Raw genomic sequence first — 19,049 nt, 5'->3', positions numbered from 1 at the left:
CCGGTTTGGGTGAGCCGTGGCCGAAGGCGCGTCCAGCGCAGTCCGGCTGCCACCATCGAGCGGCAATGAACGCGTATTATGCCCGTTTGGCTCCCGCCCCGTGCTGGCGCACGGCAGCACTCCAAGGCACTGTTCCATGGACATGACCCACCCGCTGACTCCCGAAGCCTGCCGCCGCGCCGCCCACGAGCGGTTGCAACGGCGTGACCCGGAAACGGCCGAGCAGTTCTTCCGTCACCTGCTGGAACTGCTGCCGCACGATGTCGAGGCGCTGAGTTTCCTGGCCAGCCGCCATTACGCGCGCGGCGAGCTGGTTCCGGCGAGGGATCTGTCATTGCACGCTGTCGCGCGGGAACCGGAGCGGGTCGACCTGTTGCAACTGCTGGGGGCAGTGCAACTGGCCAATGGCGATTTCGGCGACGCCGCCGGCACGCTGCAGCGCAGCCTGCAACTGGCGCCGCAGGCATTTGTCGCGCGGCTGCAGCTGGGCGTGGCCCAGGAACAGCTCGGGCGCGCGCACGATGCGCTGGTGACCTGGTACACCGCCATCCGCACGGCGCAGAACCAGGGCCGCTGGACGAACGACCAGACCACCGCACCGGCCGTGCGCGAGCTGGTGAAGTACGCCATCAACTACGTGAACCGCGAACGTCGCCGCTTGTTCAGCGAGGTGCTGGAGCCGCTGCGCGATCGTTACGGCGCGTCGGAGCTGACCCGCGTCGAGCAAAGCCTTTCGATCTATCTTGGCGAGCAGCCGGCGAACATCCCCGACGCCCGCCAGCAGCCGAAATTCCTCTACTTCGCCGGCGTGCCGAGCCAGCCCTACTACGAGCGCTCGCGTTTCCCGTGGCTGGAAGCGCTCGAGCAGGCAACCGGCGATATTCGGGGCGAACTGGAAGAGCAGCTGGGCGCAGCGCGCGATCTCGAACCCTTCCTGGGCACGTCCGCCGGCCCGGCGACCGGCGAGATGCTGAAGTCGTGGGGCAAGGACGATGCGGCGTGGGACGCGTACTTCTTCTACCGCCACGGCAAGCGCTACGACGACCATTGCGCGGCTTGCCCGATCACCGTCGGCATCCTCGACAGTTTGCCGCTGGTGCGCATCCGCGACCACGCGCCGGAGACGCTGTTCTCGGTGCTGCGCCCGGGCACGCACATCCTGCCGCATCGCGGGGTCACCAACACCCGGCTGGTCACCCATCTGCCGCTGATCGTGCCGGAGCATTGCGCCATCAACGTCGGTGGCCAGGAGCATGCCTGGCAGCCCGGCAAGTGCGTGACGTTCGACGACACCTTCCTGCACGAGGCATGGAACCGCAGCGGTGAAACCCGCGTGGTACTGATCCTGGACAGCTGGAACCCCGACCTGAGCGAGGCCGAGCGGGCCGCGGTGACCGACCTGGTCGAGGCGATCAGCGATTTCAACGACGCCAGCGCCCCGCCTGCACAAGCCTGATGGCGTCCGGCCGCCCGGGCCGGCGGAGAGCCGGCCGGGTGGGCGAAGGCGTGCTTACTTCGCGCCGGGGAAGGTCAGGCTGAGTCCCTCGCCCTGCACGGTGGAAACCCAGTCGATCACGATGCCGCGCGCGCGCTGGGCGCTGGCGGGGTCGAAATGCACTTCCAGTCCGTTGGACTGCGTCACCACGTCGTGTTCGCCGGCCGGCGCCAGCTGGAAGCCGGCGCCGTGATCCGGACCGATCTCCAGGTGCAGGACCATGCCTTGCGCATTGGCCGTGCCCTGGCGGATCGCCTCGGCGGCGGCGTCGGTGATGGTGATTTCCGGCGGGGTGCGATCCGGTGCCGGCATGCCGAACACCGCATGCAGCTCGCCGCTGCGGTACATCTGGCTGATGATGTCGGCGCCGCCGATCAGCTCGCCGCCGACGTACAGCTGCGGGATCGTGGGCCACTCGCCGTAGAGCTTGATGCCCTCGCGGATCTCCGGGTCGTCCAGCACGTTGACCGTGTGGTACTCCGGCAGCAGCTCGTTGAGCGTGTTGGTCGCGGCGGCGGAGAAACCGCACATCGGCTGGTGGCGGTCGCCTTTCATGAACAGCACCACGCGGTGCTCCTTGAGCAGGCCTTCGATGCGTTCGCGGGTGGTGTTGTCCAGTGACATGCAGGGCTCCGGGGAAAGGGGCAAATGATACGCCGTGGAGATGACGGCGGGCAGCGAAGCTTTCAAGGTTGCCGCGACAACGCCGCACGCGCGGCTGGCGCGATCGCTTCTGCCCACAGCGCATATTGCTCCGCCGACGGATGCAGGCCGTCCGCGGCGACCAGCTCGGGATGCCGGCGCGAGATCGGGGTGATGTCGACGAAGCGGACGCCGCGGCTTGCCGCCAGGCCGCGGGCACACGCGTTGAAATCGTCCAGTTCGCGGGCGGTCCGCGCCGCATCGCGGCCTTGTTCGCGGGCAAAGGGGGTGACGCCCCAATCGGGGATGGAGACCACCAGCACCCGCGCGACGCGCCCGCCGGCCAGCGCGATGGCGCGTTCGAGCAAGGCGGCGAACTGCGTCGCGTATTCATCGAGGCTGCGGCCGCGATACTGGTTGTTGACGCCGATCTGCAGGGTGACCAGATCGTAGGGCGGCGCCAGCGCGGCCTGGTCCATGCCTCGTGCCAGCTCGTCGGTGGTCCAGCCGGTGACGGCCACGAGGCATGGCTCGTCGACCGCCACGCCGCCGCGGCGCAGCTGCTGCGCCAGCACCGCGGGCCAGCACGCGTTCGCGGCCACGGCTTCGCCGACGGTGTAGGAATCGCCGAGCGCGAGGTGACGCAGCGGCGAGCGGGATGCGGGCATCGGCAAGCCTCAGGCCGCGATGACGGCGTTGTCCGCCTGTTCGCGCGCCATCCGCTGCAGCACCTGCTCGATCCGCACGAACACCTCGTGCAGCTGCGCGGGCGGCGGCAGCAGGGTCAGCCGGAAGTGGCGGCTGCGCGACACGTTGAAGCTGCTGCCGGGCACCACCAGCACCGACTCCTCTTCGAGCAGGCGCAGGGCGAAGGATTCGTCGTCGAACTGCGGGATGCGTTCGGCGCGCACCGCGGGAAACGCATACAACGCGCCGGCCGGCGCCACCAGGTCGAGGTGTTCGCTGGCGGCGACTCCCTGCAGCACCGCCGCGCGCGCCTCGTGCAGGCGCCCGCCCGGCGCGGTCAGGGCGCCGATCGTCGGCGCGTCCTGCAAGGCGGGCGGCACCGCCCACTGCGCGGTCACGTTGGCGCACAGACGCAATGCGGCCAGCAGTTGCAGCGCGTCGCGATACACCGACGTTCCCGCGGGCGCGCCGGACAGGCTCATCCAGCCGACCCGATAGCCGCAGGCGCGATGCACCTTGCTGAGCCCGCCGAAGCTCAGGCAGGGCAATTCACCGGCGACTTCCGCCAGTGGCTGGAAGTGCGCGCCGTCGTAGAGGATCTCGTCGTAGATTTCATCGGCGAGCAGCAACAGGCCGTGCCGCGCTGCGACTTCGGCCAGCCGCTGCAGCAGCTCGCGCGGATAGACCGCGCCGGTCGGGTTGTTGGGGTTGATGAGTACCAGCGCGCGGGTGCGCGGGGTGACCAGCGCCTCCACCTCGTCCGGGTCGGGCAGGTGGCCGCGGCTGGCCGGGCAGCGGTAGTACTGCGGCCGTCCGCCGTTGAGGATGGTGGCCGCGCTCCACAGCGGGTAGTCCGGGCTCGGCAGCAGCACCTCGTCGCCGGGCTGCAGCAGAGCCCGCAAAGCCAGGTCGATCAGTTCGCTGACCCCATTGCCGATGAAGATGCGCTCGGGCTGCACGTGCCGCGCTCCGCGGCTGCGTTGCTGCGCGGCGATCGCCTCGCGCGCCGCTTCCAGTCCCTGCTCGTGGCCGTAGGCGTCGCTCTCGTGCAGGTGGCTGGCGATCGCCTCGCGCAGGTGCGCCGGCGCCTCGAAGCCGTAGCGGCCGGGGTTGCCGATATTCAGCTTGATGATGTCGCGTCCGGCGGATTCCAGCTCGCGGGCACGGCGGGTCAGCGCACCGCGGATCTCGTAGCGCACGTCTGCCAGGTGCGCACTGGGGATGATCGGAGCCAACGCCTGGGTTCCTTTGCGGGTGGGAAACGGCGCGAACGCCGGCGACGTGGATGCTAGCAGCGTGATGCAGTGCAGCGCGAGCCGATCGGCGGGCGCGACGCTGGCCATCGTCGGGCCGTGGCCGGGCAGGGCATAATCGCCCCACCATGCCAGGCAAGCCTCGCCATGAGTGATGTCGAAACGATCGAGCGGCTGCGGCATATCGGCTGGCGCGGCGACCGCCTGCCGGCCGGCGGCCTGCGCCTGGCGCGGGTGGTGGCGCAGCATCGCGCCGGTTATGAACTGCACGATGGCCACGCACTGTTCGGCGCGCAGCCGGACGGCCGCTTCCTCAAGCGCGGCATCGACCCCGCCGAGCGACCGGTGGTGGGCGATTTCGTGGAGGTGGCCGACGGCACGCCGCCGCACATCGTCAGCGTGGGAGCGCGCCGCAGCATGTTGTCGCGCGCCGCCGCGGGCGAGCGCTACGAGCGCCAGCTGATCGCCACCAATGTCGACTACGTGCTGGTGCTGACCGGGCTGGACGGCGACTTCAACCCCGCCCGCATCGAGCGCTACCTGTCGCTGACCGAAGGCTCCGGCGCGCAGCCGGTGGTGCTGCTGAGCAAGCTGGACAAGCACGAGGATGCGGCGGCGAAGGTCGCCGCGCTGCGCGCGCGCCTGCCGCAGGACACGCCGATCCATGCGCTCAACTGCAAGGACCCCGCCAGCGCGCAGGAGCTGGCGCGCTACCTGCAGCCGGGTGACAGCGCGGTGCTGGTGGGCTCCTCCGGCGCCGGCAAATCGACGTTGACGAATACCTTGTTCGGCACCGCGACCATGGCCACCGCCGCCGTGCGCAGCCACGACAGCCGCGGTCGCCACACCACCACCCACCGCGCGCTGCTGCAGTTGCCTTCGGGCGGTTGCCTGATCGACACCCCCGGCATGCGCGAGCTGAAACTGACCGGCGAGGAGCAGCTCGACCTGTTCGCCGACATCGAGGCGCTCGCCGAGCAGTGCCGCTTCGCCGATTGCGGCCACGGCAGCGAGCCCGGTTGCGCGGTGCAGGTGGCGCTGGACACCGGCGAGCTGAGCGCCGAGCGCTGGCGCAGTTATCTCAAGCTGCACGACGAGCGCGAGGAACAAGCCGCCACCCTCGAAGCGCGATTGCGCCGTCAGCGCGGCGGCCGCCCGCTGGAGCCGCCGCGCGGCCACCGCGTCAAGCGCGAGCGGGAGTAGTTCGATGGCGCGCGGGGGCGGCCCGGGAAGAATTCGCGCCGACGGTGCGCGGCGTGCCGGGGTCTCGCGATGAACGCGGCCATTGCACCGGAGCTGCAACGCTACGCGGCGCTGGACCAGCGCTTGCTGGCGGCGGTGCGCGGCATCCACATATTGCCCACGGTGGCGTGGCCCGCGTCGCTGGAAAACCGCATGATCGAGGCCTACGGCCAGGGCCGCTTCAGCCTGCCGGCGGTGTCCTACCAGGTGCCCGGACTGGCGGCGGCGCGCACCGAACTGGCGGCGATCGAGACGGCGGCGGTGGAGGTCGGCGCGGGCGATCCGCTGGGCGAGTACCTGCGCCGCACCGCCGAGTCCTGGCAGGTCGCCGCGCAGATGCTCGAAGCGGTGGGTACGGCCGGCGTGACCGCGCCGTCGATCGCGCTGTACGGCAAGCCGGACGACCGCATCCCCGGCAGCCAGCGCAGCAACCTGGATGCCGCGCGCTATTTCGTCGAGCTGTCCGACGAACTGGGCGCCGACCTGCTCGCCGACGACGGCGGCGACATCGACGCGGAGGTGCTGCGCGCGGCGCTGGCCGAGACGCTGGATGTCTTCTTCGGCGACGGCACGATCCGCGTCGAGGTCGATCCCGAGCTCACCGCCAAGGCCGCCGCCGGCGCCACCCGCATCCGCCTGCGCGGCGGCGCCAGCTTCAGCCAGTACGACCACCACCAGTTGCTGGCGCACGAGGCCTTCGTGCATTCGCTGACCGCGCTGAACGGCCGGCGCCAGCCGTTGCTGGCGTCGCTGGGGCGCACCTCGCCGCGGGTCACCGCCACCCAGGAAGGGCTGGCGGTATTCGCCGAGCTGATGTCGGGGGCGATCGACATCGCCCGGCTGAAACGCATCAGCCTGCGCATCGTGGCGATCGACATGGCACTGGGCGGCGCCGATTTCGTCGAGGTCTATCGCTACTTCCATGCGCGCGGGCAGAGCGTGGCCGACAGCTTCCACTCGGCGCAGCGGGTGTTCCGTGGCGTGCCGCCGGGCGGCGGCGCGGTGTTCGCCAAGGACAACGTCTACCTGTCCGGCCTGCTCACCGTGCACACGTTCTTCCGCTGGGCCCTGCGCCAGCGCCGGCTGGATCTGCTGCGCTATCTGTTCGCCGGCAAGCTGGCGCTGCACGACGTGATCAGCCTGCAGCCGCATTTCGCCTCCGGCGCGATCGTGCCGCCGCGCTGGCTGCCGCCATGGATGCAGCACGTGCACGGGCTGGCCGGAAAGCTGGCGTTCTCGGTGTTCATCAACGGCATCCACATGGATCGGGTGCGCGAGGACGACCTGCTGCCGGGCGCGTGAGGGCGCCGGGCGTGGGCCAGCGACGCAGGCCCAGGTGCTAACATTCTCGCCAGCCATCCGCGCTCGCGCGATGGCGCCCACTCACTGGAAAAAAGCCCCTCCCATGGCCCTCCCCGAAGAACTGCGCCTCGCCGCGCTGGAGTATCACCGTCATCCGCGGCCGGGCAAGATCAAGATCACCCCGACCACCGCCCTGCTGACCCAGCGCGACCTGTCGCTGGCGTATTCGCCGGGCGTGGCGGCGGCGTGCGACGCGATCGTCGAGGACCCCGCGACGGCGGCGGAGTACACCGTACGCTCCAACCTGGTGGCGGTGATCACCAACGGCACCGCGGTGCTTGGTCTGGGCGACATCGGGCCGCTGGCGGCCAAGCCGGTGATGGAAGGCAAGGGCATCCTGTTCCAGAAGTTCGCCGGCATCGACGTGTTCGACATCGAGATCGACGAGAACGACCCGGACAAGCTGGTCGAGATCATCGCCAGCCTGGAGCCCACCTTCGGCGGCATCAACCTGGAGGACATCAAGGCGCCGGAGTGCTTCATCGTCGAGCGCAAGCTGCGCGAGCGGATGAAGATCCCGGTGTTCCACGACGACCAGCACGGCACCGCGATCATCGTCGGCGCCGCCCTGGTCAATGCGCTGGAGGTGGTCGGCAAGAACATCGCGGACATCAAGCTCGCCACCACCGGCGCCGGTGCAGCCGGCATCGCCTGCCTCGACATGCTGGTGGCGCTGGGCGTGCGGCCGGAGAACATCCTCGCGTTCGACCGCGAGGGCGTGATCCACACCGGCCGCAGCAACCTCGACCCGGACAAGGCGCGCTACGCGCGCGACACGCCCAAGCGCAGCCTGGCCGAGATCGTGGCGGGGGCGGACGTGTTCCTGGGCCTGTCCGCCGGCGGCATCCTCAAGCCGGAGATGGTCGCCACGATGGCCGAGCGCCCGGTGATCCTGGCGCTGGCCAACCCGAACCCCGAGATCACCCCGGAAGACGCCAAGGCGGTGCGGCCGGACTGCATCATCGCCACCGGCCGTTCGGATTATCCGAACCAGGTCAACAACGCGCTGTGCTTCCCCTACATCTTCCGCGGTGCGCTGGACGTGGGCGCCACCGTGATCAACGAGGCGATGAAGACCGCCTGCGTGCGCGCGATCGCCGCGCTGGCACGCATGGAGGCCTCCGACCTGGGCAGTGCCTACGGCGGCGAGATCCCCTGTTTCGGCCCGGAATACCTGATCCCGCGCCCGTTCGACCGGCGCCTGCTGGTGATGCTGGCGCCCGCGGTGGCGCAGGCCGCGATGGATTCGGGCGTGGCCACCCGGCCGATCGTGGACATGGACGCCTACAAGGAGAAACTCGGCCAGTTCATCTACCGCACCGGCCTGCTGATGAAGCCGGTGTACGAGCGCGCCCGCGCCGATCCCAAGCGGGTGGTGTACGCCGAGGGCGAGGAGGAGATCGTGCTGCGCGCGGTGCAGACGGTGATCGACGAGCGCATCGCGCGGCCGATCCTGATCGGCCGCCCGGACGTGATCGACACGCGCATCCAGCGGCTGGGCCTGCGCATGCGCGCCGGCGTGGATTTCGAGCTGACCAACATCCACGACGACCCGCGCTTCAACGACTACTGGCAGCAGTACCACGCCATGACCGAGCGGCGCGGGGTCAGCCCGGCGGCGGCGAAGAACCTGCTGCGCTCGCGGCCGACCCTGATCGCCGCGATGATGGTCGAACGCGGCGAGGCGGACGCCATGATCTGCGGCATCGTGGGTCGCTACCACAAGAAACTCGGCTACCTGCGCAGCGTGTTCGGGCTCGACCCGGGCGTGTCGTGCACCTCGGCGATGAGCGGCGTGATCAACGACAAGGGCGCGTGGTTCTTCCTCGACACCCACGTGCAGGTCGATCCCACCGCCGAGCAGATCGCCGAGGCGACGCTGCAGGCCTGCTACCGGCTGAAGAACTTCGGCATCGAGCCCAAGGTGGCACTGCTCTCGCACTCCAACTACGGCAGCCACGACAACCCCAGCGCGGCGAAGATGCGCAAGGCCTGGCAGATCCTCAAGGCGCGCGCGCCCAAGCTGGACATGGACGGCGAGATGCAGGCCGACACCGCCTGGGACGAGGCGCTGCGCCAGCGCATGTTCCCGCACACCACGCTCAGCGGTCGCGCCAACCTGTTCGTGATGCCGAACCTGGACGCGGCCAACATCGCCTACAACATCGTGCGGGTGATGACCGACGGCGTCTCGATCGGGCCGATCCTGATGGGCGTCAACCGCTCCGCGCACATCCTCACGCCAGCCTCCACCGTGCGCCGCATCGTCAACATGACCGCGGTGGCCGCGGTCGATGCGCAGATCCGCGCCGCGCAGGGCAGCCGGCGCGGTTGATGCGCTAACCATGTGGCGGTGATGTGCCGACTCTTCGCGCCGGGCGACGGCAGCCGCGCCGTCCCAATCATGTGGCCATGATGCAATGACACCTGTTCGCACGTTCACGTGGCAGGTTTCGACAGGAAACACGATGGCAAAATTTCACTTCGTTGAAGACTACGAACGTCTGGTCAGGCGATTGCGTTGGAAATATTCGCTGGACGAGGCGATGAGCCGTGCCGTAGGAGGTGGGGGTTACGAACAAATCGGCCAGATAGAGGCGGACATTGTCGGCCATGCCGGTCTGCGCGATGGTCACTCTCTGGTGGACCTGGGCTGCGGCAGTGGCCGCCTTGCCGCGGCGCTTGGGCGAAAAATGTCCATCGAGTATTGCGGCATCGACGTCGTCAAAGCGTTGCTGAGATATGCAAAGAAGAAATCGCCGAAGAATTACCGTTTCATCCTGAACCGTTCACTTGCGGTACCTCTGCCGGACGCATCTTGCGACATGGCAACGGCATTCAGCGTGTTTACTCATCTGTTGCATCACGAAAGCTACATCTACCTGGAGGAACTGCGCCGCGTGGTTCGCCCGGATGGAGTGGTGATGTTTTCGTTCCTGGAGTTTTCCGAGCCGGATCACTGGGCGCAGTTCAAGGCCACGGTCGATGTGCAACGCTCGGCAACGCTGCCGCACCTCAACCAGTTTCTGGAACGTTCGCAGATCGAGTTGTGGGCGGACAAACTCGGTTATCACGGCCTGAGGTTTGTCGGCAGCACCGAGGCACCTTGGAGAACCTCCTCGGCGCTGGGTCAGAGCATAGCGATCCTGCAGAGATAGCCGGATGTTCGGCTTTCGTGGCTTGTGCCGGCGTTCATACGCTGACGCATGGACCATTATTTGGCTGGCACCCGCCCAGACCGCTAAACTAAGCCGTTGTCGCGCCGCGGCCCCGGCGGCGCGAACCTTTTGCAGGCACACCCCACGGTGCCGTGGAGAACCCCGATGGACCAGCTCGACGAAATCCTGGACCAGGATCTTGACCCCACCGAAACCCGCGAGTGGATCGATTCGCTCGATGCGGTGATCCAGCACGACGGTACCGAGCGCGCGCATTACCTGCTGGAGAAGATGGTCGACACCACCCGTCGCTCGGGTGGCTACCTGCCGTTCAACCCGACCACCGAATACGTCAACACGATCCCGCCCGGGATGGAGGCCAAGAGCCCCGGCGATGCGGCGATGGAGTGGCGCATCCGCTGCCTGATCCGCTGGAACGCGATGGCGATGGTGGTGCGCGCCAACCGCCGGCCCGGTTCGCTGGGCGGCCACATCGCCAGCTTTGCCTCCTCGGCCACGCTGTACGACGTGGGCTTCAACCATTTCTGGCGCGCCCCCAGCGCCGACCACCCCGGCGACCTGATCGGCTACCAGGGCCACATCAGCCCCGGCATCTATGCGCGCTCCTTCCTCGAAGGCCGCATCAGCGAGGAGCGGCTCGACCTGTTCCGCGCCGACGTGGTCGGCGGCGAGCAGTCGCTCACTTCCTATCCGCACCCGTGGCTGATGCCGGACTACTGGCAGGTGCCCACCGTGTCGATGGGGCTGGGTCCGATCCAGGCGATCTACCAGGCGCAGTTCTTCCGCTACCTGGAGAACCGCGGCCTGATACCCAAGACCGACCGCAAGATATGGTGCTTCCTCGGCGACGGCGAAGTGGACGAGCCGGAATCGCTGGGCGCGATCTCGCTGGCCGGCCGCGAAGGCCTGGACAACCTGATCTTCGTGATCAACTGCAACCTGCAGCGGCTGGACGGCCCGGTGCGCGGCAACGGCAAGATCATCCAGGAGCTGGAGGGCGTGTTCCGCGGCGCCGGCTGGAACGCCATCAAGGTGATCTGGGGCAGCTACTGGGATGCGCTGCTGGCGCGCGACAAGGACGGCACGCTGCGCAAGCTGATGATGGAAACCGTGGACGGCGAATACCAGGCCTGCAAGGCCTTCGGCGGCGCCTACACGCGCGAGCATTTCTTCGGCAAGTACCCGCAGACCCGCGAGATGGTGGCCAACTTCAGCGATGACGACGTCTGGCGCCTGAATCGCGGCGGCCACGATCCGCACAAGGTCTACGCCGCCTACCACGCGGCGGTGAACACCAAGGGCATGCCCACGGTGATCCTGGCCAAGACGGTGAAGGGTTACGGCATGGGCATCGGCTCGGGCGAGGCGGAGAACCCCACCCATCAGCAGAAGAAGATGACCGGCGATGCCGTGCGCACGTTCCGCGATCGTTTCCAGATTCCGGTGCCCGACGACAAGCTGGACAGCGTGCCGTACTACCACCCCGGCCCGAACTCGCCGGAGGTGGAATACATGCTGGAACGCCGTCGCGCGCTGGGCGGCTTCCTGCCGCAGCGCCGCCGCCGCACCGACGTGCCGTGCAAGGCGCCGGAGTTGTCCGCGTTCGAGCAGATCACCAAGGGCAGCGGCGAGCGCGAGATCTCCAACACCATGGCGCTGGTGCGCGGCATGAACCTGTTGCTGCGCGACAAGCAGCTCGGCCCGCGCGTGGTGCCGATCGTGGCCGACGAGGCGCGCACCTTCGGCATGGAGGGCATGTTCCGGCAGATCGGCATCTACGCGCCGTTCGGCCAGAAGTATCGTCCGCAGGATGCCGACCAGCTGCTGTACTACCGCGAGGCGCAGGACGGCCAGGTGCTGCAGGAAGGCATCTCCGAGGCTGGCGGCGTGTCGGCGTGGATCGCGGCGGGCACCAGCTATTCGCTGTCCAACCAGCCGATGCTGCCGTTCTTCATCTACTACTCGTTCTTCGGCTTCCGGCGCATCGGCGACCTGATCTGGGCCGCTGGCGACCAGCGCGCGCGCGGCTTCCTGGTCGGCGCCACCGCCGGCGCCAGTTTCCCCGGCGAAGGCCTGCAGCATTCGGACTGTGCCTCGCACCTGATGGCCGGCACCTTCCCCAACTGCCGCGCCTACGACCCGACCTGGTCGTACGAGGTGGCGGTGTTGCTGCACCACGGCGTCAAGGAGATGTACGAAGAGCAGCAGGACGTCTTCTATTACATCACCACCACCAACGAGAACTATGTCCACCCGGACATGCCCGAGGGCTGCTACGACGGCATCGTCAAGGGCATGTATCTGTTCCGGGACTCGGGATTGGGGAATCGGGATTCAGGCAAGGGCAAGAGCAAGGGCAAGAACGGCGCGCCGTGCGTGCAGCTGATGGCGGCGGGCGGTTCGCTGATCGAGGCGATTGCGGCGGCCGAGCTGCTGGATGCCGACTTCGGCGTGAAGGCCGACATCTGGTCCTGCCCCAGCTTCAGCGAACTGTCGCGCGACGGCTTCGACTGCGAGCGCTGGAACCGCCTGCATCCGGAAGCGAAGCAGCGCGTGCCGCACGTCACCGCCAACCTGGCCGGGCGCGACGGCCCGGTGATCGCCGCCAGCGAATACGTGCGCGGCGTGGTCGACCAGGTGCGCGCTTTCGTGCCCGAGGGTCGCTCGTTCACCGCCCTGGGCGCCGACGGCTATGGTCGCTCCGATACCCGCGAGCACCTGCGCGAGTTCTTTGAGATCAGCCGCTACTGGATCGCCCACGCCGCGCTGGCCGCGCTGGCAAAGGAAGGCAAGGTCAACGCCAAGGACGTCAGCCGCGCGATCAAGGAGTACAAGCTCGATCCGGACAAGCCCAATCCGCTGACCGTGTGATCGCCCGCGATACGGGCCGGGGAAGCCGCCTTTCGGGGCGGCTTTTTCTTGCGCGCTATTTCGCCAGCGCCTGCTGGATCGCTTCCAGTGCGTGGCCGCGGGTCTCGATGCCGCGCCGGGCGAGCATCGCCGCGGCGACCGCCATCGGCAGCGCGATCAGCAGCGCCGACAGCGCGAAATGCTCGAACAACCCGGCCACGCCGACCACCGCGCCGAGGATGCCGCCGAACTTCGAGCCGCCGGCGATCAGCCCGGCACCGCTGCTGCGCAGGTGCGCGGGATAGATCTCCGCCGCGTACGGGATCAGCGTGGCGATCACCCCGCTGATACTCAGCAGCAACAGCACCGTGGCGGTGGTGGTCAGCGCCGGCGAGCGCAACTGCATGGCCCCAATCATGCAAAACAGCAGCAGCGCCGCGGCGGTCAGCGCGATGAACAGCACCAGCGTGCGGATGCTGCTCCAGCGCTGGTAGCCCCACACCACCAGGCCGATGCCGGGCAGGGCGAGGATCGCCGAGCGCGCCAGCAGCGCCGCGCTGGCCTGGGCGTCGACGCCCAGCGTGACCAGGTTCGCCGGCAGCCACAGCAGGAAGCCGAAGTTGGCCAGGCCCCAGGCGACGGCGCAGGTCAGCAGGCCCCAGGTGATCGCCGCGTGGCGGCCACGCAGCAACTGGCGCATGCCGACGCGCGCCGCGATCGTCGGCGCGACGACCACGCCGGCACTCAAGGCGTCGGTCGATGCCGCCTGGCCCGAGAAGCGGCGCAGCACCGCGCGCGCCTGGTCCTCCAGGCCACTCAGCGCGAGAAAGCGCGGCGACTCGGGAATGTAGCGGTTGAGCAGCACGATCAGCGCACCGGTGGGCAGGTTCAGCAGCCACAGCGAGCGCCAGCTGTAGGTCGGCTCGAACAGCGTCGCCGCGCCGGAAGCGAGCAGGTAGCCGGCCGAGGTGCCGACGCCGCCGAGCGCCACCAGCAACCAGCCGCGATGGCGGGTGGGGATGGTCTCGGCCATCAGGGTGAAGGTGATCGGCAACATGCCGCCGGCGGCGGCGCCCATCATGAAGCACATCACCAGGTTGCCGCCGAACGCCGGCATCGCGCCGCAGATGGCCGTGCCCATGAACATCAGCGCCGACAGCAGGATCGCCGCGCGGCGGCCGAACAGATCGCCCAGCCGGCCCCACACCACCGAGCCGACCACGGTGCCGGTCAGCGCCGACAAGGCCAGGAAGCCCGCGGTGGAACCGCTGATGCCGTACTCGGCCGCCATGCCCGGCATCGCGAAGCCGATCGTGGCCGGCTTCATCACGTCCACCGCCAGCGCGACGGTGAGCACGCCGACCAGCTTCCAGTGCTCGCGGTTGAGCGGCACGTTGTCGGCGACGTGGAACGACACCGCGCCGCGATCCGGATGGGCGGTGCGGCGCATCTGCTCCATCCGCGGCATCAGCCCGTAGGCCGCCAGCAGCACGCCCAGCGGCACCAGCGCCATGCCGGCGAGCATCAGGCCGTCCATCGGCATGCCGGCGAGCCGGTAGTGCATCGGCGCGGCCATCGCCAGCATCGGCAGATGCGCCAGCACGCCGGCGATCACCGCGGCACAGCCAAGCCAGAATGCGACCGGGTGATGGAAAGTGAGATCGGTGCGAGCCATGCGACGACCGCCGGAAGGGCAAGTCGCAGCTTAGCAGCGACTCGGCGGCATGCCGCCACGACGCCGGCCATTACCGGTGCCGGGGCGGCTTGCGCGTGGTTCAGTGGTTCATTCGTCGTCGCTGCGGAATGCGCGACGCAACAGCAGGAACGCGCCGATGGTGCCGGCGATGATCGCGACCGTGGCCACCGGATGCCGCTGCACCTGGCGGCGTGCGCGGCGATAGCGGTAGTTCGCCTCGTCGGCGAGATCGCCGGCGACGCGCGTCAATTGCCGCCGGTAGTCGCTGCCGCGGTCGGAGAAGCGGTCGCGGATGCGCTGGCCGTGCCGGAACAGGCCACGCATCGCGCTGCCGGCGCCGTCGGCGTATTCGTGCGCACGGTCGCCGGCACGCTCGGCGGCGACCTCCGCGGCATCGCGAAGATGCTGCTCGATTTCCCGGTGATGCATGGCGGTCTCCTTCAGGTACAGCGGGAACGCCAATCTGCCTGTGGCGCCGTGACCACCGCGTAAAACCAGGTCGCCGTGACCATCGCGCCGTTCAGCCGCCGAGCCGATACTCGCCGCCGCGCTGCAGCGCGCGCTGGTAGGCGGGCCGCGCATGGATGCGCTGCAGGAAGGCGGACAGCCGCGGATGACGTGCATCCAGTCCGCCGCGCGCAGCGAAGGCTTCCAGCGGAAAACTCAGCTGGATGTCCGCCACGCTGAAGCGGTCGCCGACGAACCAGTCGCGCTGGCCCAGCTCGCCTTCCATGTAGTCGAGATGGAGTTTCAGTTGCGGATCGACGAAACCGCGCTGCGCCGTACGCGCGATGCGCTTCGCCACCGGCCTGGCGTAGAACGGCATCGGCGCCGCCTCGACGCGCCGGAACACCAGCTTGAGCAGCAGCGGCGGCATCGCCGACCCTTCGGCGTAATGCAGCCAGTAGTTGCAGCGCAGCCGTTCGGGCGTGCCGTGCGCGGGAATCAGCGTGCCGGCGCCGTGGCGATCGGCCAGGTACTCGACGATCGCGCCGGATTCGGCCAGCGTGAGTTCGCCGTCCGTGATGACGGGCGACTTGCCCAGCGGGTGCACCGCGCGCAGCTCCGCCGGGGCCAGCATGGTCCCGGGATCGCGCAGGTAACGCTTGATCTCGTATGGCAGGCCGAGCTCTTCCAGCAGCCACAGGATGCGCTGCGAGCGCGAGTTGTCGAGATGATGGACGGTGATCACCCGTGCATCAGAACGTACCGCACCGCCAGCTGCAAGCTCGGGGTTCCGGCACCGCGATCCGCGACAGCCCCGACCCCCCGCGTTCGTCGGATGCCTCCACCGTCACCACGTACGTCGCGCCCTTGTTCAGTGCGTGCAATTCCAGCCGCGTCGGCGGGCCCGCGAAGCGCTGATTCGTCTGGTGCTGGCGATCCGCGGAGATCTCCCGGCTCGCGATCAGTAGATCTCGCCCACGCAGCAGCGCAGGCTGCCGCCGGCCTTCTCGATCTCGCCCAGTTCCACTGCGCCGATGGTGAAGCCGTAACCGGCCAGCGCCGCGCGCTGTGCGCCGGTGAGCGAGGCGGCGGCGCGGGCGCTCATCCACACGCGCTCGTCGGAGAGCGTGATGGCGTTGCCGGCGAACGCCTGCTTCTGTGCCGGCGTCAGCCAGATCGCGCGATCGCCATACGCCGTGGCGATCGCCTGTGCCGCGGCCGGATCGCGGAAGCCATCGGCCGCGATGATCGCCGCGCGGCTGGCGAGCAGAGTCAGCAACACGTTGGTGTGGTATTCGGCGTCGGCCAGCTCGAAACAGTAGGTCAGGCGCAAGTCGAAAGCCTTGTGCATGGCTTGCGCGCCAGCCATGTCGCAGCGTTCGCTGAGGCCGCAGTAGCCGACGCCGCGGGCGCGGTCGATGACCAGCGAGCCGGTCAGTTCGGCGACCAGGCCCTCGCAGCCGGACAGGTCGATCTCGTCATAGCCCAGCACCTCGCCGAAGAAGGCGCGGATGTCGTGGCGTTCGGCCTCGCGCTGGCGCACCGGATGGCGCATGCGGCCGACGATCAGCCGCCCCGATGCGGTGGCGAACACATTGTTGGGGAACACCGCGTCAGGCGTTGCCGGATCGCCGGGGAAGGTGAACACCGGCACATCCGCGCGCAGTGCCTGCGCCAGCGCTCCGTGCTGGGCCAGCGCCTTGAGCGGGTCGACCGCCAGGTTCATGTCCATGTAGCGGTTGTCGCGTGCCGATTCCGCCGCCAGGGCGAACTCTGCCGGGGCCACCAGATAGGCGGCGCGCGCCGTGGCGGCGGCGCCGTCCCGTGGCGCGAGTGTGGCGAAGGCGTGCAGGAATTCGCTGGGCGACGTGGTGATCAACGGGACGGCTCCATGGGTTCTCGCGGGCTGGCAGCATATCCGTTCCCGTCCCCGGGCGCGCTTCGTTGACGCGCCCTTGCCGCGGGCGCGGATAGGGTCGGGCTTCCACTGGTCAGTGAGGGCTGTCGCATGGGCCAAAACGCACCCAGCGTCCTCGTCCGCGAGGACGACATCGATCGACTGGAGGCACTGGTGCACCAGCTGCCTGCCAATGGCCACGTGGTGCTGTTGCTGAGCGATGGCAGCAGTTGCGACGGCGTGGTCAGCATGCGGCCCAGCGTGCAGGTGTTTCGCGACCCGCAGGGCCGCGAAGGCATCAACGCCGAGGTGCAGCTGGAGCGCCCGGATGTTCCGACGTGGCACCAGCGGGTATGGCTGGATCGGATCAGGCGGGTGGAGCACGTCGATTCGATCATGGCCAGCGAGAGCTGAAAGCATCCCGCGCGGTTGCACCGCGACCGCGGATCGTTCCAAGCTAGCCGCTGCCCTTCGCCTGGTATGCCGTCGATGAATCGCGTCCTGCTCCGTTGTGCCCCGCTGGCTTTCTGCGCCGTGCTGCTCGCCGGCTGTTCGCAAGGCCCGGGCACGCCCGAGCTCACCGCGCAACAGCAGAAAGCCGCGGCCGATGCCGCCACCGCGGCGCGCAACCTCGACACCTATCGCCAGTTGCTGAAACTGCACAACGACGAGATGGTGGTGACGATGGGCAAGGACATCGTGCAACGCTTCCCGCACAGCGATGCGGCGAAGGAAGTGATGCAGACGTTGCCCGCGATCGAGAAGCGCTACAAGGAAAACAGCGAAAAGAACCGGCTGGCCGCGCTGTGGACCTACCAGGTCGCGCCGATGGCCGGCGGCACGCAATCGACCGCCAGCATCTACAGCCAGGGCGACGACGGCGAGCCGGTGCGGCTGGTGCTGCGCCGGCATACCAGCTGGGGCCAGAGTGCCTTCCTCTATGGCAGCAAGCCCGGCTTCGTGTGCCGCGGCAACTGCACCATCACCGGCCAGGCCGACGGCAAGCCGGTGCGGATCAAGGCATTCGCCCCCGACGGCGGCGAACCGGCGCTGATGATCCGCGACGACAAGGCCTTCATCGCGCTGCTGGAGAAGACCCGCAAGCTGCAGCTGGACGTCACCCAGGTGGAGGGCACCAGGGATCGTCACCTGGTCTACGAAGTCGGCGGTTTCGACCCTGCCAGGTGGCAGCCGGTGCGCAAGGCGGGCAAGCGCTGAGCGTCGCGCGGTACACGTCACTGCGGGTTGGCGCGTTGTCCGTGATGTCTTTCCGTGGAGGATTCGCCATGTCCACTGTTCGTTCCTGCCTCGTTTTCGCGCTGGTTGCCGTGCTGGCCGCCTGCTCCAGCGTGCCCCTGGCGCAGCGCGAACGGCAGCGCGAGGCGGCATACGCCAGCGCGGCCGGTGCGCCGGTGCGCAGTTTCCATTTCTTCACCCTGTGGTCGTGGGAGCCGCTCGGCGACCACCAGGTGGTGGTCTACACCCGGCCGAGTCAGGCCTGGCTGCTCGACCTCGACGGCCCCTGCCAGAACCTGCCGTTCACGCAGGCGATCGGCCTTACCTCCAGTTCCGGCACCGTGTTCAGCCGCTTCGACAAGGTGCTGACCGGCGGGCCGTACGCGCCCTGCGTGATCTCGCAGATCCGGCCGATCGACGTCAGGCAACTGCACATCGCGCAGGAGACGCAGCGCAAGATCGACGCCAAACCGCGCGAGACGCCGGCGGCCGACCACTGAGAAAACCGCTGCCGTCAGCGCACGATCGTCACCGGTACGTGCGCGCGCGCCAGCACGTTGCCCGAAACCGAGCCCAGCAGCCAGCGCGCCAGTGCACCGCGTTCGGTGTGGCCGATCACGATGTGATCCACGCCGTGCTCGTCGACCTGGCTGAGCAGCACGTCGCCGGGGCTGCCGTGGGTCAGCTCGATGTCCACCAGCTGGGCCGAGTCCGGCACGATCGTGGCCAGTTCGGCCAGCAGTTCCTGCGCACGCTGGGTGCCGGAGTCGGCCATCATCAGCGCGCAGGCGTCGGCGCCGCCTTCGCTGACCTGCAGCACCCACACCACGCGCACGCGGCCGCCGGTGCAGCGGGCCAGCTCGACCGCGAACCGGAATGCCCGTTGCGACGCATCCGAGCCGTCGTAACCCACCAGGGAATACTTGATCATCTCGATCTCCTTGCGCTGCGAGGCCCACCCTACGGCGAGCGCACGCCGCGAGGCAACCGTCACGCCGCGGTGCGCCTGCAGATGAACGATGGTTCATGAGCCTGCACGCGATTGTCACGCCGCGATGCACAC

The 19,049-nt window shown here is 68.7% G+C and carries 16 protein-coding genes and 1 pseudogene; 9 read left to right on the top strand and 8 right to left on the bottom strand.

The window, feature by feature from the left end; genetic code table 11:
- The first annotated feature begins 136 nt into the window (after positions 1 to 136).
- A complete protein-coding gene (locus ACVCMG_RS08965; protein ID WP_395121082.1) occupies positions 137 to 1,456 on the top strand; it encodes an aspartyl/asparaginyl beta-hydroxylase domain-containing protein in 1,320 nt (439 codons plus the stop codon).
- A gap of 60 nt (positions 1,457 to 1,516) precedes the next feature.
- On the opposite strand, the pseudogene grxD reads toward ACVCMG_RS08965, so the two are convergent.
- From grxD to ACVCMG_RS08950, 3 genes and pseudogenes are all read right to left on the bottom strand, one after another.
- Positions 1,517 to 2,119 (bottom strand): annotated as a pseudogene (grxD, locus tag ACVCMG_RS08960) (Grx4 family monothiol glutaredoxin); the annotation flags it as partial.
- Between the two features lie 62 nt (positions 2,120 to 2,181).
- Positions 2,182 to 2,805: an SGNH/GDSL hydrolase family protein gene (locus ACVCMG_RS08955; RefSeq protein WP_447113903.1), complete on the bottom strand. Its 624-nt coding sequence runs from the start codon at positions 2,803 to 2,805 to the stop codon at positions 2,182 to 2,184.
- Positions 2,806 to 2,814: 9 nt separating this feature from the next.
- Positions 2,815 to 4,059 (bottom strand): aminotransferase class I/II-fold pyridoxal phosphate-dependent enzyme, encoded by a 1,245-nt coding sequence (locus ACVCMG_RS08950; RefSeq protein WP_395121084.1) that lies wholly within the window; start codon positions 4,057 to 4,059, stop codon positions 2,815 to 2,817.
- A 165-nt stretch (positions 4,060 to 4,224) separates the two neighbouring features.
- On the opposite strand from ACVCMG_RS08950, the gene rsgA reads away from it, so the two are divergent.
- The 5 genes from rsgA (at position 4,225) to aceE (ending at position 12,731) form a co-directional block, all read left to right on the top strand.
- Positions 4,225 to 5,280: a ribosome small subunit-dependent GTPase A gene (rsgA, locus tag ACVCMG_RS08945; RefSeq protein WP_447097456.1), complete on the top strand. Its 1,056-nt coding sequence runs from the start codon at positions 4,225 to 4,227 to the stop codon at positions 5,278 to 5,280.
- 69 nt (positions 5,281 to 5,349) lie between these two features.
- Positions 5,350 to 6,621: a flavohemoglobin expression-modulating QEGLA motif protein gene (locus ACVCMG_RS08940; RefSeq protein WP_447097455.1), complete on the top strand. Its 1,272-nt coding sequence runs from the start codon at positions 5,350 to 5,352 to the stop codon at positions 6,619 to 6,621.
- Positions 6,622 to 6,724: 103 nt separating this feature from the next.
- Positions 6,725 to 9,016, top strand: a complete 2,292-nt coding sequence (locus tag ACVCMG_RS08935; RefSeq protein ID WP_395121087.1) for an NADP-dependent malic enzyme — start codon at positions 6,725 to 6,727, stop codon at positions 9,014 to 9,016.
- A gap of 133 nt (positions 9,017 to 9,149) precedes the next feature.
- Positions 9,150 to 9,839: a class I SAM-dependent methyltransferase gene (locus ACVCMG_RS08930; protein WP_447113902.1), complete on the top strand. Its 690-nt coding sequence runs from the start codon at positions 9,150 to 9,152 to the stop codon at positions 9,837 to 9,839.
- A 165-nt stretch (positions 9,840 to 10,004) separates the two neighbouring features.
- On the top strand, positions 10,005 to 12,731 hold the full coding sequence (gene aceE / locus ACVCMG_RS08925; RefSeq protein WP_447101098.1) for a pyruvate dehydrogenase (acetyl-transferring), homodimeric type: 2,727 nt from the start codon (positions 10,005 to 10,007) through the stop codon (positions 12,729 to 12,731).
- A 55-nt stretch (positions 12,732 to 12,786) separates the two neighbouring features.
- Here the strand turns inward: aceE and ACVCMG_RS08920 are convergent, their stop codons facing one another.
- From ACVCMG_RS08920 to ACVCMG_RS08905, 4 genes are all read right to left on the bottom strand, one after another.
- Positions 12,787 to 14,385, bottom strand: a complete 1,599-nt coding sequence (locus ACVCMG_RS08920) for an MFS transporter (RefSeq protein ID WP_447113901.1) — start codon at positions 14,383 to 14,385, stop codon at positions 12,787 to 12,789.
- Between the two features lie 108 nt (positions 14,386 to 14,493).
- On the bottom strand, positions 14,494 to 14,835 hold the full coding sequence (locus ACVCMG_RS08915) for a hypothetical protein (protein WP_395121091.1): 342 nt from the start codon (positions 14,833 to 14,835) through the stop codon (positions 14,494 to 14,496).
- A gap of 91 nt (positions 14,836 to 14,926) precedes the next feature.
- Complete coding sequence (locus ACVCMG_RS08910) at positions 14,927 to 15,598, bottom strand: glutathione S-transferase family protein (protein ID WP_447097450.1); 672 nt, start codon at positions 15,596 to 15,598, stop codon at positions 14,927 to 14,929.
- A gap of 216 nt (positions 15,599 to 15,814) precedes the next feature.
- Positions 15,815 to 16,732, bottom strand: a complete 918-nt coding sequence (locus ACVCMG_RS08905; RefSeq protein WP_447113900.1) for an arginine deiminase-related protein — start codon at positions 16,730 to 16,732, stop codon at positions 15,815 to 15,817.
- Between the two features lie 129 nt (positions 16,733 to 16,861).
- Here ACVCMG_RS08905 and ACVCMG_RS08900 point away from each other — a divergent pair, with 129 nt between their 5' ends.
- The 3 genes from ACVCMG_RS08900 to ACVCMG_RS08890 all read left to right on the top strand — a co-directional run bounded on the left by ACVCMG_RS08900 (position 16,862) and on the right by ACVCMG_RS08890 (position 18,486).
- Positions 16,862 to 17,164 (top strand): DUF3247 family protein, encoded by a 303-nt coding sequence (locus tag ACVCMG_RS08900; RefSeq protein WP_395121096.1) that lies wholly within the window; start codon positions 16,862 to 16,864, stop codon positions 17,162 to 17,164.
- Positions 17,165 to 17,239: 75 nt separating this feature from the next.
- A complete protein-coding gene (locus ACVCMG_RS08895) occupies positions 17,240 to 17,968 on the top strand; it encodes a hypothetical protein (protein ID WP_447097448.1) in 729 nt (242 codons plus the stop codon).
- Between the two features lie 68 nt (positions 17,969 to 18,036).
- Positions 18,037 to 18,486: a DUF6491 family protein gene (locus ACVCMG_RS08890; protein ID WP_447105420.1), complete on the top strand. Its 450-nt coding sequence runs from the start codon at positions 18,037 to 18,039 to the stop codon at positions 18,484 to 18,486.
- A gap of 14 nt (positions 18,487 to 18,500) precedes the next feature.
- Here ACVCMG_RS08890 and ACVCMG_RS08885 read toward each other — a convergent pair whose 3' ends face one another.
- The gene (locus tag ACVCMG_RS08885; RefSeq protein ID WP_395121100.1) at positions 18,501 to 18,917 is read right to left on the bottom strand and encodes a universal stress protein; all 417 of its coding nucleotides are present in this window, start codon (positions 18,915 to 18,917) and stop codon (positions 18,501 to 18,503) included.
- Positions 18,918 to 19,049 lie beyond the last annotated feature (132 nt).

The sequence above is a fragment of the Rhodanobacter sp. UC4451_H18 genome (assembly GCF_052978225.1).
This window is presented reverse-complemented; position numbering and strand designations above follow the sequence as displayed.

What these genes read in the sequence shown, in the direction of transcription:
- ACVCMG_RS08965 (WP_395121082.1), top strand. Translation starts at nt 137, where the DNA reads ATGGACATGACCCACCCGCTGACTCCCGAAGCCTGCCGCCGCGCCGCC.
- ACVCMG_RS08955 (WP_447113903.1), bottom strand. Translation starts at nt 2,805, where the DNA reads ATGCCCGCATCCCGCTCGCCGCTGCGTCACCTCGCGCTCGGCGATTCC.
- rsgA (WP_447097456.1), top strand. Translation starts at nt 4,225, where the DNA reads ATGAGTGATGTCGAAACGATCGAGCGGCTGCGGCATATCGGCTGGCGC.
- ACVCMG_RS08940 (WP_447097455.1), top strand. Translation starts at nt 5,350, where the DNA reads ATGAACGCGGCCATTGCACCGGAGCTGCAACGCTACGCGGCGCTGGAC.
- ACVCMG_RS08935 (WP_395121087.1), top strand. Translation starts at nt 6,725, where the DNA reads ATGGCCCTCCCCGAAGAACTGCGCCTCGCCGCGCTGGAGTATCACCGT.
- ACVCMG_RS08930 (WP_447113902.1), top strand. Translation starts at nt 9,150, where the DNA reads ATGGCAAAATTTCACTTCGTTGAAGACTACGAACGTCTGGTCAGGCGA.
- aceE (WP_447101098.1), top strand. Translation starts at nt 10,005, where the DNA reads ATGGACCAGCTCGACGAAATCCTGGACCAGGATCTTGACCCCACCGAA.
- ACVCMG_RS08920 (WP_447113901.1), bottom strand. Translation starts at nt 14,385, where the DNA reads ATGGCTCGCACCGATCTCACTTTCCATCACCCGGTCGCATTCTGGCTT.
- ACVCMG_RS08915 (WP_395121091.1), bottom strand. Translation starts at nt 14,835, where the DNA reads ATGCATCACCGGGAAATCGAGCAGCATCTTCGCGATGCCGCGGAGGTC.
- ACVCMG_RS08900 (WP_395121096.1), top strand. Translation starts at nt 16,862, where the DNA reads ATGGGCCAAAACGCACCCAGCGTCCTCGTCCGCGAGGACGACATCGAT.
- ACVCMG_RS08895 (WP_447097448.1), top strand. Translation starts at nt 17,240, where the DNA reads ATGAATCGCGTCCTGCTCCGTTGTGCCCCGCTGGCTTTCTGCGCCGTG.
- ACVCMG_RS08890 (WP_447105420.1), top strand. Translation starts at nt 18,037, where the DNA reads ATGTCCACTGTTCGTTCCTGCCTCGTTTTCGCGCTGGTTGCCGTGCTG.
- ACVCMG_RS08885 (WP_395121100.1), bottom strand. Translation starts at nt 18,917, where the DNA reads ATGATCAAGTATTCCCTGGTGGGTTACGACGGCTCGGATGCGTCGCAA.